The organism is Pseudomonas sp. PVC-3-1 (genome assembly GCF_057444315.1).
Genome location: NZ_CM172023.1, coordinates 2024149 through 2039643 on the forward strand (window position 1 = coordinate 2024149; position 15495 = coordinate 2039643).

A 15495-nucleotide genomic window follows, 5' to 3' on the forward strand; every position below is an offset into this window, starting at 1 on the left:
ATGCGACACATCATTTCCCTGCTGCTGGAAAACGAACCCGGCGCGCTCTCCCGCGTTGTCGGCCTGTTCTCCCAGCGCAACTACAACATCGAAAGCCTGACCGTCGCTCCGACCGAGGACCCGACGCTGTCGCGCCTGACCCTGACCACCGCCGGTCAGGATGAGGTCATCGAGCAGATCACCAAGAACCTCAACAAGCTCATCGAGGTGGTAAAACTGGTGAACCTCTCGGAGAGTGCGCACATCGAGCGCGAGCTGATGCTGGTGAAAGTGAAGGCCACCGGCGCCCAGCGCGCCGAGGTCAAGCGCACCACCGACATCTTCCGCGGACAGATCGTCGACGTCACCAGCAGCGTCTACACCGTGCAGTTGGCCGGTACCAGCGACAAGCTGGACAGCTTCATCCAGGCCGTCGGCACTGCGTCGATCCTCGAAGTTGTCCGTAGCGGCGTCACCGGCATTGCCCGTGGCGACAAGACTCTCAGCATCTGATTTGAAATACGGCCCACGAGGCCAACTGACAGGGGATTACCCAAATGCGCGTTTTCTACGATAAAGACTGTGACCTCTCCATCGTTCAGGGCAAGAAAGTTGCCATCATCGGTTACGGTTCCCAGGGCCACGCCCACGCCTGCAACCTGAAAGACTCCGGCGTCGACGTCACCGTCGGCCTGCGTGCGGGTTCTTCCTCCGTTGCCAAGGCTCAGAACCACGGCCTGAAAGTCGCCGAAGTGGCTGAAGCCGTTGCCGCTGCCGACCTGGTCATGATCCTGACCCCGGACGAGTTCCAGGGCCGCCTGTACAAGGACGAGATCGAGCCGAACCTGAAGAAGGGCGCTACCCTGGCCTTCGCCCACGGCTTCTCCATCCACTACAACCAGGTCGTACCGCGCGCTGACCTCGACGTGATCATGATCGCGCCGAAAGCTCCGGGCCACACCGTGCGCTCCGAGTTCGTCAAGGGCGGCGGCATTCCTGACCTGATCGCTATCTACCAGGACGCGTCGGGCAATGCCAAGAACGTCGCCCTGTCCTACGCCTGTGGCGTTGGTGGCGGCCGTACCGGCATCATCGAAACCACCTTCAAGGACGAGACCGAAACCGACCTGTTCGGTGAGCAGGCTGTTCTGTGCGGCGGTTGCGTAGAACTGGTGAAAGCTGGTTTCGAAACCCTGGTCGAAGCCGGTTACGCTCCGGAAATGGCCTACTTCGAGTGCCTGCACGAACTGAAGCTGATCGTCGACCTCATGTACGAAGGCGGCATCGCCAACATGAACTACTCGATCTCGAACAACGCCGAATACGGGGAGTACGTGACCGGTCCGGAAGTGATCAACGCCGAATCCCGTCAGGCCATGCGCAACGCTCTGAAGCGCATCCAGGACGGCGAATACGCCAAGATGTTCATCTCCGAAGGCGCCACCAACTACCCGTCGATGACCGCCAAGCGCCGTAACAACGCCGCTCACGGCATCGAAGTCATCGGCGAGCAGCTGCGCGCCATGATGCCGTGGATCGCTGCCAACAAGATCGTCGACAAGACCAAGAACTAAGGTCCTTTCGACAAACGAAGAAACGCGGCGCTTGCCGCGTTTTTTCGTTTAGGGGCGGTGATCTGGTATAAAGCGGGGGCGTCGGGTGAGTCTGCGCAGTAGCGTGCCCCGGCGAATCTCAGCCTCAACGAGTTCTCAAGGAATCGTCCATGAGTGAAGGTCACGAGGAGCCCAACAAGGCTTCCGACACCGAAGAAAGTCTGCTGCCCATCGATGAGCACATCGAAGAGGGCCATGACGCCGAAGGTCGCAAGGTTCGTCATCGCGGCATCTACCTGCTGCCCAACCTGTTCACCACCGCGGCGTTGTTCACCGGGCTGTACGCCATCATCAATGCCATGAGCGGTGATTTCTCCAACGCCGCCATTGCCATCTTTGTTGCCATGGTCCTGGATGGCCTTGACGGTCGTGTAGCCCGTCTGACCAATACCCAGAGTGCCTTCGGCGCCGAGTACGACTCGCTGTCCGACATGGTCGCCTTCGGCGTCGCGCCGGCGCTGGTTGCCTTCGAGTGGGCGCTGAGCAGTCTGGGCAAGGTCGGCTGGATGGTTGCCTTCATCTATGTGGCCGGTGCCGCGCTGCGCCTGGCTCGCTTCAATACCCAGGTGGGCAAGGCCGACAAGCGCTACTTCATCGGTCTGGCCAGCCCGGCCGCCGCAGCGCTGGTTGCTGGTACGGTGTGGGCATTTGCTGACTTCGATGTGCAGGGTGCCAAGGTTTCCCTGCTGGTGGCCCTGATGGTCGCCGCTGCCGGCATGCTGATGGTCAGCAACATCAAGTACTACAGCTTCAAGGATCTTGACCTGCGCGGCCGTGTGCCGTTCATGGCGATCCTGGTGGTGGTGCTGGCATTCGCCGTGGTCTTCACCGACCCGCCGCGCATCCTGCTCCTGCTGTTCCTTGCTTACGCCGCCTCCGGCCCGGTGCAATACTTGTTGCAATTGCGCCGTCGCAAGCAGCCGCCCGCCGTGTAATTTCCAGCGGGCTCCGCAGTCTACTGGCGCATACAGCCAGTAGTTGCGGAGCCCGTCATGCTGATCAAGTCGTCCCGCCTTTCCGATTGCCACGAGTCGGAAGTTACCCCCGAATCCCTCTATCTTTCCCGTCGCCACTTTCTCGGTGGTGCGATGGCGGCTGCCGCTCTCTCCGGATTGCCGCGCCTGGGCTTTGCCGAAGGTGGTCGCTATGCCGATGTGGCCGAGGCGACTGCTCCTTCCTGGCTGGCAGAAAAGCTCGCCGTTACTCGATGGGACGCCGTGACGGTGAAGGATGAGGCCATCACGCCGTTCAAGGACGCGACCACCTACAACAACTTCTACGAGTTCGGCCCGGACAAGGGCGATCCCGCTGCCAATGCGGGGGCATTGAAAACCGAGCCCTGGTCAGTAGTGATCGACGGTGAGGTGGGCAAGCCCGGCAGATACGCACTCGAGGACTTCATCAAGCCTTATCAGCTGGAAGAGCGTATCTACCGTTTGCGCTGCGTCGAGGCTTGGTCGATGGTCATTCCGTGGATCGGTTTTCCCATTTCCGAACTGATCAAACGGGTTGAGCCGACCAGCAAGGCCAAGTACGTCCGCTTCGAAACACTGGTGGATCGCAAGGATATGCCGGGGGTGCAATCCAACTTTGCCCTGATCGACTGGCCCTATGTGGAAGGGTTGCGCATGGACGAGGCGATGCATCCATTGGCGATATTGGCGGTCGGCATGTATGGCCGGGTGCTGGCGAACCAGAACGGCGCGCCGCTTCGTCTGGTCGTGCCATGGAAGTACGGCTTCAAGGGTGCAAAGTCCATTGTGCGGATCAGCTTCGTTGAGGAGCAGCCCAAGACTACCTGGCAGAGCCTGGCTGCGGACGAGTACGGCTTCTATGCCAACGTCAACCCGACTGTGGATCACCCCCGCTGGAGTCAGGCGCGCGAGCGTCGGCTGCCCAGCGGACTATTCAGTCCCAATGTTCGTCCTACCCTCATGTTCAATGGCTATGCCGATGAAGTCGCTTCGCTCTATGCGGGCATGGACCTGAAGAAGGATTACTGATGCGCTATCCGTACTGGCGGGCCGGTGTGTTTCTGGCTGCGTTGTTGCCGCCCCTCTATTGGTTGTACCAGGCGTGGATCTTCGCCCTCGGTCCGGACCCCGGTAAGGCATTGGTCGATCGCTTAGGGCAGGGCGGTCTGATTCTCCTGCTTATTACCCTGTCGATGACGCCGCTGCAGAAGATCACCCGCTGGGGCGGTTGGGTGCAGGTTCGTCGTCAGCTGGGGTTGTGGTGCTTCACCTATATAGTGCTACACCTGAGTGCCTATGCCGTCTTCATCCTGGGATTGGACTGGGCGCAGTTGGGAGTCGAATTGCGCAAGCGGCCTTACATCATCGTCGGGTTCATTGCCTTCCTCGGGTTGCTTTCCCTGGCGCTGACCTCCAATCGCTACAGCATGCGCAAGCTGGGGGCGGGCTGGAAGAAACTGCATCGCCTGATATATGTCATCCTCGGATTGGGATTGCTGCATATGCTGTGGGTCGTACGGTCCGATCTGGAGCGTTGGATGATTTATGCGGCTATCGGCCTGCTCCTGCTGCTATTGCGGGTGCCGTCTGTGGCTCGACGGCTACCGCTGCTACGGGGCCGCCTGGCAGCTAACTGAAGAAAGTTTAAATTAGTCGTTGACGGCCCATTTAAACTCCCTATAATGCGCACCACTCCCAGCGACGAATCGCTGAAAGAACTTGAAAATCAAGTACTTACAGAGATTCAAAGTTGAGGGTGGTGGTCAGGCAGGTGATTCACTTGTCGCTTTTCATTAGCTGCCCGGCAGCGAGCTGAAAAGAAGATCGCCGAGGTGGTTGACAGCGAGTTTGATCGCTGTAGAATGCGCCTCCCGCTGATGAGAAGGTTTCCTTCACTGAAGCACAAGCGATTGAGTAGAAAAGAGATTTTCGAAAAATAAAGCTTGACGAAAGATGAGGTTGGCGTAGAATGCGCGCCTCGGTTGAGACGAAAGCCTTAACCAACTGCTCTTTAACAAGTTGAATCAAGCAATTCGTGTGGGTGCTTGTGATGTAAGACTGATGATCGACTGATTATCAGCAACGCAAGTAACACTCGTGAATTCGAGAGTTTTAGCTCTTTAAATAGAGCATGCGATTGCTGAGCCAAGTTTAGGGTTTTCTCAAAACCCAAGCAGTATTGAACTGAAGAGTTTGATCATGGCTCAGATTGAACGCTGGCGGCAGGCCTAACACATGCAAGTCGAGCGGATGAGTGGAGCTTGCTCCATGATTCAGCGGCGGACGGGTGAGTAATGCCTAGGAATCTGCCTGGTAGTGGGGGACAACGTTTCGAAAGGAACGCTAATACCGCATACGTCCTACGGGAGAAAGCAGGGGACCTTCGGGCCTTGCGCTATCAGATGAGCCTAGGTCGGATTAGCTAGTTGGTGGGGTAAAGGCCTACCAAGGCGACGATCCGTAACTGGTCTGAGAGGATGATCAGTCACACTGGAACTGAGACACGGTCCAGACTCCTACGGGAGGCAGCAGTGGGGAATATTGGACAATGGGCGAAAGCCTGATCCAGCCATGCCGCGTGTGTGAAGAAGGTCTTCGGATTGTAAAGCACTTTAAGTTGGGAGGAAGGGCAGTAAGTTAATACCTTGCTGTTTTGACGTTACCAACAGAATAAGCACCGGCTAACTTCGTGCCAGCAGCCGCGGTAATACGAAGGGTGCAAGCGTTAATCGGAATTACTGGGCGTAAAGCGCGCGTAGGTGGTTTGGTAAGATGGATGTGAAATCCCCGGGCTCAACCTGGGAACTGCATCCATAACTGCCTGACTAGAGTACGGTAGAGGGTGGTGGAATTTCCTGTGTAGCGGTGAAATGCGTAGATATAGGAAGGAACACCAGTGGCGAAGGCGACCACCTGGACTGATACTGACACTGAGGTGCGAAAGCGTGGGGAGCAAACAGGATTAGATACCCTGGTAGTCCACGCCGTAAACGATGTCGACTAGCCGTTGGGATCCTTGAGATCTTAGTGGCGCAGCTAACGCGATAAGTCGACCGCCTGGGGAGTACGGCCGCAAGGTTAAAACTCAAATGAATTGACGGGGGCCCGCACAAGCGGTGGAGCATGTGGTTTAATTCGAAGCAACGCGAAGAACCTTACCTGGCCTTGACATGTCCGGAATCTTGCAGAGATGCGAGAGTGCCTTCGGGAATCGGAACACAGGTGCTGCATGGCTGTCGTCAGCTCGTGTCGTGAGATGTTGGGTTAAGTCCCGTAACGAGCGCAACCCTTGTCCTTAGTTACCAGCACGTTATGGTGGGCACTCTAAGGAGACTGCCGGTGACAAACCGGAGGAAGGTGGGGATGACGTCAAGTCATCATGGCCCTTACGGCCAGGGCTACACACGTGCTACAATGGTCGGTACAGAGGGTTGCCAAGCCGCGAGGTGGAGCTAATCCCATAAAACCGATCGTAGTCCGGATCGCAGTCTGCAACTCGACTGCGTGAAGTCGGAATCGCTAGTAATCGTGAATCAGAATGTCACGGTGAATACGTTCCCGGGCCTTGTACACACCGCCCGTCACACCATGGGAGTGGGTTGCTCCAGAAGTAGCTAGTCTAACCGCAAGGGGGACGGTTACCACGGAGTGATTCATGACTGGGGTGAAGTCGTAACAAGGTAGCCGTAGGGGAACCTGCGGCTGGATCACCTCCTTAATCGAAGATCTCAGCTTCTTCATAAGCTCCCACACGAATTGCTTGATTCACTGGTTAGACGATTGGGTCTGTAGCTCAGTTGGTTAGAGCGCACCCCTGATAAGGGTGAGGTCGGCAGTTCGAATCTGCCCAGACCCACCAATTGTTGTGGTGTGCTGCTGATCCGATGGGGCCATAGCTCAGCTGGGAGAGCGCCTGCTTTGCACGCAGGAGGTCAGGAGTTCGATCCTCCTTGGCTCCACCATTAATCGTCGAAAGCTCAGACATGAATGTTCAAGTTGAACGAACATTGATGTCTGGTCTTTGTGCCAGAACTGTTCTTTAAAAATTTGGGTATGTGATAGAAGTAGACTGAATAATCTCTTTCACTGGTGATTATTCAAGTCAAGGTAAAATTTGCGAGTTCAAGCGCGAATTTTCGGCGAATGTCGTCTTCACGTTCGAGACAATAACCAGATTGCTTGGGGTTATATGGTCAAGTGAAGAAGCGCATACGGTGGATGCCTTGGCAGTCAGAGGCGATGAAAGACGTGGTAGCCTGCGATAAGCTTCGGGGAGTCGGCAAACAGACTTTGATCCGGAGATCTCTGAATGGGGAAACCCACCCGGGATAACCTGGGTATCTTGCACTGAATACATAGGTGTAAGAGGCGAACCAGGGGAACTGAAACATCTAAGTACCCTGAGGAAAAGAAATCAACCGAGATTCCCTTAGTAGTGGCGAGCGAACGGGGATTAGCCCTTAAGCTTCTTTGAATCTAACAGAACGCTCTGGAAAGTGCGGCCATAGTGGGTGATAGCCCCGTATGTGAAAGGTTCTTTGAAGTGAAATCGAGTAGGACGGAGCACGAGAAACTTTGTCTGAATATGGGGGGACCATCCTCCAAGGCTAAATACTACTGACTGACCGATAGTGAACCAGTACCGTGAGGGAAAGGCGAAAAGAACCCCGGAGAGGGGAGTGAAATAGAACCTGAAACCGTATGCGTACAAGCAGTGGGAGCCTACTTGTTAGGTGACTGCGTACCTTTTGTATAATGGGTCAGCGACTTATATTCAGTGGCGAGCTTAACCGTATAGGGAAGGCGTAGCGAAAGCGAGTCTTAATAGGGCGTTTTAGTCGCTGGGTATAGACCCGAAACCGGGCGATCTATCCATGAGCAGGTTGAAGGTTAGGTAACACTGACTGGAGGACCGAACCCACTCCCGTTGAAAAGGTAGGGGATGACTTGTGGATCGGAGTGAAAGGCTAATCAAGCTCGGAGATAGCTGGTTCTCCTCGAAAGCTATTTAGGTAGCGCCTCACGTATCACTCCAGGGGGTAGAGCACTGTTTCGGCTAGGGGGTCATCCCGACTTACCAAACCGATGCAAACTCCGAATACCTGGAAGTGTCAGCGTGGGAGACACACGGCGGGTGCTAACGTCCGTCGTGAAAAGGGAAACAACCCAGACCGTCAGCTAAGGTCCCAAAGTTATGGTTAAGTGGTAAACGATGTGGGAAGGCTTAGACAGCTAGGAGGTTGGCTTAGAAGCAGCCACCCTTTAAAGAAAGCGTAATAGCTCACTAGTCGAGTCGGCCTGCGCGGAAGATGTAACGGGGCTCAAACCATACACCGAAGCTACGGGTGCATCGCAAGATGCGCGGTAGAGGAGCGTTCTGTAAGCCTGTGAAGGTGAGTTGAGAAGCTTGCTGGAGGTATCAGAAGTGCGAATGCTGACATGAGTAACGACAATGGGAGTGAAAAACTCCCACGCCGAAAGACCAAGGGTTCCTGCGCAACGTTAATCGACGCAGGGTTAGTCGGTCCCTAAGGCGAGGCTGAAGAGCGTAGTCGATGGGAAACAGGTTAATATTCCTGTACTTCTAGTTACTGCGATGGAGGGACGGAGAAGGCTAGGCCAGCTTGGCGTTGGTTGTCCAAGTTTAAGGTGGTAGGCAGAGATCTTAGGTAAATCCGGGATCTTAATGCCGAGAGCTGATGACGAGTCATCTTTCAGATGATGAAGTGGTTGATGCCATGCTTCCAGGAAAAGCTTCTAAGCTTCAGGTAACTAGGAACCGTACCCCAAACCGACACAGGTGGTTGGGTAGAGAATACCAAGGCGCTTGAGAGAACTCGGGTGAAGGAACTAGGCAAAATGGCACCGTAACTTCGGGAGAAGGTGCGCCGGCGAGGGTTAAGGATTTACTCCGTAAGCCCATGCCGGTCGAAGATACCAGGCCGCTGCGACTGTTTATTAAAAACACAGCACTCTGCAAACACGAAAGTGGACGTATAGGGTGTGACGCCTGCCCGGTGCCGGAAGGTTAATTGATGGGGTTAGCGAAAGCGAAGCTCTTGATCGAAGCCCCGGTAAACGGCGGCCGTAACTATAACGGTCCTAAGGTAGCGAAATTCCTTGTCGGGTAAGTTCCGACCTGCACGAATGGCGTAACGATGGCGGCGCTGTCTCCACCCGAGACTCAGTGAAATTGAAATCGCTGTGAAGATGCAGTGTATCCGCGGCTAGACGGAAAGACCCCGTGAACCTTTACTGTAGCTTTGCACTGGACTTTGAGCCTGCTTGTGTAGGATAGGTGGGAGGCTTTGAAGCGTGGACGCCAGTCTGCGTGGAGCCATCCTTGAAATACCACCCTGGCATGCTTGAGGTTCTAACTCTGGTCCGTTATCCGGATCGAGGACAGTGTATGGTGGGCAGTTTGACTGGGGCGGTCTCCTCCTAAAGAGTAACGGAGGAGTACGAAGGTGCGCTCAGACCGGTCGGAAATCGGTCGTAGAGTATAAAGGCAAAAGCGCGCTTGACTGCGAGACAGACACGTCGAGCAGGTACGAAAGTAGGTCTTAGTGATCCGGTGGTTCTGTATGGAAGGGCCATCGCTCAACGGATAAAAGGTACTCCGGGGATAACAGGCTGATACCGCCCAAGAGTTCATATCGACGGCGGTGTTTGGCACCTCGATGTCGGCTCATCACATCCTGGGGCTGAAGCCGGTCCCAAGGGTATGGCTGTTCGCCATTTAAAGTGGTACGCGAGCTGGGTTTAGAACGTCGTGAGACAGTTCGGTCCCTATCTGCCGTGGACGTTTGAGATTTGAGAGGGGCTGCTCCTAGTACGAGAGGACCGGAGTGGACGAACCTCTGGTGTTCCGGTTGTCACGCCAGTGGCATTGCCGGGTAGCTATGTTCGGAATAGATAACCGCTGAAAGCATCTAAGCGGGAAACTAGCCTCAAGATGAGATCTCACTGGGAACTTGATTCCCCTAAAGGGCCGTCGAAGACTACGACGTTGATAGGTCGGGTGTGTAAGCGCTGTGAGGCGTTGAGCTAACCGATACTAATTGCCCGTGAGGCTTGACCATATAACACCCAAACAATTTGCGTGTTGTACGGTGAAGACGTAACGAACCGAAAGTTCGTGTGAACCGCAAATACCTGTCACATACCCGAATCTGGATGAGCGTGTGCACCTGCCACGAGCGTCCATAAAGAATTGCTTGACGACCATAGAGCGTTGGAACCACCTGATCCCATCCCGAACTCAGTAGTGAAACGACGCATCGCCGATGGTAGTGTGGAGTTTCTCCATGTGAGAGTAGGTCATCGTCAAGCTCCTATCCCAAAGCCCCGGTCAGCTTCGCTGTCCGGGGCTTTGCCTATTAGTGTAAGCACATGATTTGTGCTTGCTGCTGACGAGAGTCGAGACTCTCAGAAGCCAGGCGATTGAGTAGAAAAGAAATTTTCGAAAAATAAAGCTTGACGAAAGATGAGGTTAGCGTAGAATGCGCGCCTCGGTTGAGACGAAAGCCTTAACCAACTGCTCTTTAACAAGTTGAATCAAGCAATTCGTGTGGGTGCTTGTGATGTAAGACTGATGATCGACTGATTATCAGCAACGCAAGTAACACTCGTGAATTCGAGAGTTTTAGCTCTTTAAATAGAGCATGCGATTGCTGAGCCAGGTTTAGGGTTTTCTCAAAACCCAAGCAGTATTGAACTGAAGAGTTTGATCATGGCTCAGATTGAACGCTGGCGGCAGGCCTAACACATGCAAGTCGAGCGGATGAGTGGAGCTTGCTCCATGATTCAGCGGCGGACGGGTGAGTAATGCCTAGGAATCTGCCTGGTAGTGGGGGACAACGTTTCGAAAGGAACGCTAATACCGCATACGTCCTACGGGAGAAAGCAGGGGACCTTCGGGCCTTGCGCTATCAGATGAGCCTAGGTCGGATTAGCTAGTTGGTGGGGTAAAGGCCTACCAAGGCGACGATCCGTAACTGGTCTGAGAGGATGATCAGTCACACTGGAACTGAGACACGGTCCAGACTCCTACGGGAGGCAGCAGTGGGGAATATTGGACAATGGGCGAAAGCCTGATCCAGCCATGCCGCGTGTGTGAAGAAGGTCTTCGGATTGTAAAGCACTTTAAGTTGGGAGGAAGGGCAGTAAGTTAATACCTTGCTGTTTTGACGTTACCAACAGAATAAGCACCGGCTAACTTCGTGCCAGCAGCCGCGGTAATACGAAGGGTGCAAGCGTTAATCGGAATTACTGGGCGTAAAGCGCGCGTAGGTGGTTTGGTAAGATGGATGTGAAATCCCCGGGCTCAACCTGGGAACTGCATCCATAACTGCCTGACTAGAGTACGGTAGAGGGTGGTGGAATTTCCTGTGTAGCGGTGAAATGCGTAGATATAGGAAGGAACACCAGTGGCGAAGGCGACCACCTGGACTGATACTGACACTGAGGTGCGAAAGCGTGGGGAGCAAACAGGATTAGATACCCTGGTAGTCCACGCCGTAAACGATGTCGACTAGCCGTTGGGATCCTTGAGATCTTAGTGGCGCAGCTAACGCGATAAGTCGACCGCCTGGGGAGTACGGCCGCAAGGTTAAAACTCAAATGAATTGACGGGGGCCCGCACAAGCGGTGGAGCATGTGGTTTAATTCGAAGCAACGCGAAGAACCTTACCTGGCCTTGACATGTCCGGAATCTTGCAGAGATGCGAGAGTGCCTTCGGGAATCGGAACACAGGTGCTGCATGGCTGTCGTCAGCTCGTGTCGTGAGATGTTGGGTTAAGTCCCGTAACGAGCGCAACCCTTGTCCTTAGTTACCAGCACGTTATGGTGGGCACTCTAAGGAGACTGCCGGTGACAAACCGGAGGAAGGTGGGGATGACGTCAAGTCATCATGGCCCTTACGGCCAGGGCTACACACGTGCTACAATGGTCGGTACAGAGGGTTGCCAAGCCGCGAGGTGGAGCTAATCCCATAAAACCGATCGTAGTCCGGATCGCAGTCTGCAACTCGACTGCGTGAAGTCGGAATCGCTAGTAATCGTGAATCAGAATGTCACGGTGAATACGTTCCCGGGCCTTGTACACACCGCCCGTCACACCATGGGAGTGGGTTGCTCCAGAAGTAGCTAGTCTAACCGCAAGGGGGACGGTTACCACGGAGTGATTCATGACTGGGGTGAAGTCGTAACAAGGTAGCCGTAGGGGAACCTGCGGCTGGATCACCTCCTTAATCGAAGATCTCAGCTTCTTCATAAGCTCCCACACGAATTGCTTGATTCACTGGTTAGACGATTGGGTCTGTAGCTCAGTTGGTTAGAGCGCACCCCTGATAAGGGTGAGGTCGGCAGTTCGAATCTGCCCAGACCCACCAATTGTTGTGGTGTGCTGCTGATCCGATGGGGCCATAGCTCAGCTGGGAGAGCGCCTGCTTTGCACGCAGGAGGTCAGGAGTTCGATCCTCCTTGGCTCCACCATTAATCGTCGAAAGCTCAGACATGAATGTTCAAGTTGAACGAACATTGATGTCTGGTCTTTGTGCCAGAACTGTTCTTTAAAAATTTGGGTATGTGATAGAAGTAGACTGAATAATCTCTTTCACTGGTGATTATTCAAGTCAAGGTAAAATTTGCGAGTTCAAGCGCGAATTTTCGGCGAATGTCGTCTTCACGTTCGAGACAATAACCAGATTGCTTGGGGTTATATGGTCAAGTGAAGAAGCGCATACGGTGGATGCCTTGGCAGTCAGAGGCGATGAAAGACGTGGTAGCCTGCGATAAGCTTCGGGGAGTCGGCAAACAGACTTTGATCCGGAGATCTCTGAATGGGGAAACCCACCCGGGATAACCTGGGTATCTTGCACTGAATACATAGGTGTAAGAGGCGAACCAGGGGAACTGAAACATCTAAGTACCCTGAGGAAAAGAAATCAACCGAGATTCCCTTAGTAGTGGCGAGCGAACGGGGATTAGCCCTTAAGCTTCTTTGAATCTAACAGAACGCTCTGGAAAGTGCGGCCATAGTGGGTGATAGCCCCGTATGTGAAAGGTTCTTTGAAGTGAAATCGAGTAGGACGGAGCACGAGAAACTTTGTCTGAATATGGGGGGACCATCCTCCAAGGCTAAATACTACTGACTGACCGATAGTGAACCAGTACCGTGAGGGAAAGGCGAAAAGAACCCCGGAGAGGGGAGTGAAATAGAACCTGAAACCGTATGCGTACAAGCAGTGGGAGCCTACTTGTTAGGTGACTGCGTACCTTTTGTATAATGGGTCAGCGACTTATATTCAGTGGCGAGCTTAACCGTATAGGGAAGGCGTAGCGAAAGCGAGTCTTAATAGGGCGTTTTAGTCGCTGGGTATAGACCCGAAACCGGGCGATCTATCCATGAGCAGGTTGAAGGTTAGGTAACACTGACTGGAGGACCGAACCCACTCCCGTTGAAAAGGTAGGGGATGACTTGTGGATCGGAGTGAAAGGCTAATCAAGCTCGGAGATAGCTGGTTCTCCTCGAAAGCTATTTAGGTAGCGCCTCACGTATCACTCCAGGGGGTAGAGCACTGTTTCGGCTAGGGGGTCATCCCGACTTACCAAACCGATGCAAACTCCGAATACCTGGAAGTGTCAGCGTGGGAGACACACGGCGGGTGCTAACGTCCGTCGTGAAAAGGGAAACAACCCAGACCGTCAGCTAAGGTCCCAAAGTTATGGTTAAGTGGTAAACGATGTGGGAAGGCTTAGACAGCTAGGAGGTTGGCTTAGAAGCAGCCACCCTTTAAAGAAAGCGTAATAGCTCACTAGTCGAGTCGGCCTGCGCGGAAGATGTAACGGGGCTCAAACCATACACCGAAGCTACGGGTGCATCGCAAGATGCGCGGTAGAGGAGCGTTCTGTAAGCCTGTGAAGGTGAGTTGAGAAGCTTGCTGGAGGTATCAGAAGTGCGAATGCTGACATGAGTAACGACAATGGGAGTGAAAAACTCCCACGCCGAAAGACCAAGGGTTCCTGCGCAACGTTAATCGACGCAGGGTTAGTCGGTCCCTAAGGCGAGGCTGAAGAGCGTAGTCGATGGGAAACAGGTTAATATTCCTGTACTTCTAGTTACTGCGATGGAGGGACGGAGAAGGCTAGGCCAGCTTGGCGTTGGTTGTCCAAGTTTAAGGTGGTAGGCAGAGATCTTAGGTAAATCCGGGATCTTAATGCCGAGAGCTGATGACGAGTCATCTTTCAGATGATGAAGTGGTTGATGCCATGCTTCCAGGAAAAGCTTCTAAGCTTCAGGTAACTAGGAACCGTACCCCAAACCGACACAGGTGGTTGGGTAGAGAATACCAAGGCGCTTGAGAGAACTCGGGTGAAGGAACTAGGCAAAATGGCACCGTAACTTCGGGAGAAGGTGCGCCGGCGAGGGTTAAGGATTTACTCCGTAAGCCCATGCCGGTCGAAGATACCAGGCCGCTGCGACTGTTTATTAAAAACACAGCACTCTGCAAACACGAAAGTGGACGTATAGGGTGTGACGCCTGCCCGGTGCCGGAAGGTTAATTGATGGGGTTAGCGAAAGCGAAGCTCTTGATCGAAGCCCCGGTAAACGGCGGCCGTAACTATAACGGTCCTAAGGTAGCGAAATTCCTTGTCGGGTAAGTTCCGACCTGCACGAATGGCGTAACGATGGCGGCGCTGTCTCCACCCGAGACTCAGTGAAATTGAAATCGCTGTGAAGATGCAGTGTATCCGCGGCTAGACGGAAAGACCCCGTGAACCTTTACTGTAGCTTTGCACTGGACTTTGAGCCTGCTTGTGTAGGATAGGTGGGAGGCTTTGAAGCGTGGACGCCAGTCTGCGTGGAGCCATCCTTGAAATACCACCCTGGCATGCTTGAGGTTCTAACTCTGGTCCGTTATCCGGATCGAGGACAGTGTATGGTGGGCAGTTTGACTGGGGCGGTCTCCTCCTAAAGAGTAACGGAGGAGTACGAAGGTGCGCTCAGACCGGTCGGAAATCGGTCGTAGAGTATAAAGGCAAAAGCGCGCTTGACTGCGAGACAGACACGTCGAGCAGGTACGAAAGTAGGTCTTAGTGATCCGGTGGTTCTGTATGGAAGGGCCATCGCTCAACGGATAAAAGGTACTCCGGGGATAACAGGCTGATACCGCCCAAGAGTTCATATCGACGGCGGTGTTTGGCACCTCGATGTCGGCTCATCACATCCTGGGGCTGAAGCCGGTCCCAAGGGTATGGCTGTTCGCCATTTAAAGTGGTACGCGAGCTGGGTTTAGAACGTCGTGAGACAGTTCGGTCCCTATCTGCCGTGGACGTTTGAGATTTGAGAGGGGCTGCTCCTAGTACGAGAGGACCGGAGTGGACGAACCTCTGGTGTTCCGGTTGTCACGCCAGTGGCATTGCCGGGTAGCTATGTTCGGAATAGATAACCGCTGAAAGCATCTAAGCGGGAAACTAGCCTCAAGATGAGATCTCACTGGGAACTTGATTCCCCTAAAGGGCCGTCGAAGACTACGACGTTGATAGGTCGGGTGTGTAAGCGCTGTGAGGCGTTGAGCTAACCGATACTAATTGCCCGTGAGGCTTGACCATATAACACCCAAACAATTTGTGTGTTGTACGGTGAAGACGTAACGAACCGAAAGTTCGTGTGAACCGCAAATTACCTGTCACATACCCGAATCTGGATGAGCGTGTGCACCTGCCACGAGCATCCATAAAGAATTGCTTGACGACCATAGAGCGTTGGAACCACCTGATCCCATCCCGAACTCAGTAGTGAAACGACGCATCGCCGATGGTAGTGTGGAGTTTCTCCATGTGAGAGTAGGTCATCGTCAAGCTCCTATCCCAAGACCCCTGGTCAGCATCGCTGGCCGGGGGTTTTGCTTTTGCGCGCGGAAAGA

At 54.0% G+C, this 15495-nt stretch carries 5 protein-coding genes, 4 tRNA genes and 6 rRNA genes; all 15 read left to right on the forward strand.

The window, feature by feature from the left end:
* The 15 genes from ilvN to rrf (AC2T4A_RS09415) all read left to right on the forward strand — a co-directional run bounded on the left by ilvN (nt 1) and on the right by rrf (AC2T4A_RS09415) (nt 15432).
* A complete protein-coding gene (ilvN, locus tag AC2T4A_RS09345) occupies nt 1-492 on the forward strand; it encodes an acetolactate synthase small subunit (RefSeq protein ID WP_081520739.1) in 492 nt (163 codons plus the stop codon).
* A gap of 44 nt (nt 493-536) precedes the next feature.
* Complete coding sequence (ilvC, locus tag AC2T4A_RS09350) at nt 537-1553, forward strand: ketol-acid reductoisomerase (protein ID WP_017516327.1); 1017 nt, start codon at nt 537-539, stop codon at nt 1551-1553.
* A gap of 149 nt (nt 1554-1702) precedes the next feature.
* Nucleotides 1703-2527, forward strand: coding sequence for a CDP-diacylglycerol--serine O-phosphatidyltransferase (gene pssA / locus AC2T4A_RS09355; RefSeq protein WP_088416411.1), 825 nt, complete (start codon nt 1703-1705; stop codon nt 2525-2527).
* Nucleotides 2528-2584: 57 nt separating this feature from the next.
* Nucleotides 2585-3595: a protein-methionine-sulfoxide reductase catalytic subunit MsrP gene (gene msrP, locus AC2T4A_RS09360; RefSeq protein ID WP_486743156.1), complete on the forward strand. Its 1011-nt coding sequence runs from the start codon at nt 2585-2587 to the stop codon at nt 3593-3595.
* Nucleotides 3595-4203, forward strand: coding sequence for a protein-methionine-sulfoxide reductase heme-binding subunit MsrQ (gene msrQ / locus AC2T4A_RS09365; RefSeq protein WP_486743157.1), 609 nt, complete (start codon nt 3595-3597; stop codon nt 4201-4203). Before msrP ends, msrQ begins: the two co-directional genes overlap by 1 nt.
* Before the next feature lie 544 nt (nt 4204-4747).
* Nucleotides 4748-6284: ribosomal RNA gene (locus AC2T4A_RS09370) — 16S ribosomal RNA — on the forward strand.
* 64 nt (nt 6285-6348) lie between these two features.
* Nucleotides 6349-6425, forward strand: a tRNA-Ile gene (locus tag AC2T4A_RS09375).
* A 27-nt stretch (nt 6426-6452) separates the two neighbouring features.
* Nucleotides 6453-6528: transfer RNA gene (locus tag AC2T4A_RS09380), tRNA-Ala, on the forward strand.
* 229 nt (nt 6529-6757) lie between these two features.
* Nucleotides 6758-9648, forward strand: a 23S ribosomal RNA gene (locus AC2T4A_RS09385).
* 134 nt (nt 9649-9782) lie between these two features.
* Nucleotides 9783-9898: ribosomal RNA gene (rrf, locus tag AC2T4A_RS09390) — 5S ribosomal RNA — on the forward strand.
* A gap of 382 nt (nt 9899-10280) precedes the next feature.
* A 16S ribosomal RNA gene (locus AC2T4A_RS09395) occupies nt 10281-11817 on the forward strand.
* A 64-nt stretch (nt 11818-11881) separates the two neighbouring features.
* A tRNA-Ile gene (locus AC2T4A_RS09400) sits at nt 11882-11958 on the forward strand.
* 27 nt (nt 11959-11985) lie between these two features.
* Nucleotides 11986-12061 (forward strand) — tRNA-Ala (locus tag AC2T4A_RS09405).
* A 229-nt stretch (nt 12062-12290) separates the two neighbouring features.
* Nucleotides 12291-15181, forward strand: a 23S ribosomal RNA gene (locus AC2T4A_RS09410).
* Nucleotides 15182-15316: 135 nt separating this feature from the next.
* Nucleotides 15317-15432, forward strand: a 5S ribosomal RNA gene (rrf, locus tag AC2T4A_RS09415).
* Together the 16S, 23S and 5S rRNA genes with 4 tRNA genes alongside form the textbook arrangement of a ribosomal RNA operon.
* Nucleotides 15433-15495: the final 63 nt, after the last annotated feature.

What these genes read in the sequence shown, in the direction of transcription:
- ilvC (WP_017516327.1), top strand. Translation starts at nt 537, where the DNA reads ATGCGCGTTTTCTACGATAAAGACTGTGACCTCTCCATCGTTCAGGGC.
- pssA (WP_088416411.1), top strand. Translation starts at nt 1,703, where the DNA reads ATGAGTGAAGGTCACGAGGAGCCCAACAAGGCTTCCGACACCGAAGAA.
- msrP (WP_486743156.1), top strand. Translation starts at nt 2,585, where the DNA reads ATGCTGATCAAGTCGTCCCGCCTTTCCGATTGCCACGAGTCGGAAGTT.
- msrQ (WP_486743157.1), top strand. Translation starts at nt 3,595, where the DNA reads ATGCGCTATCCGTACTGGCGGGCCGGTGTGTTTCTGGCTGCGTTGTTG.
- ilvN (WP_081520739.1), top strand. Translation starts at nt 1, where the DNA reads ATGCGACACATCATTTCCCTGCTGCTGGAAAACGAACCCGGCGCGCTC.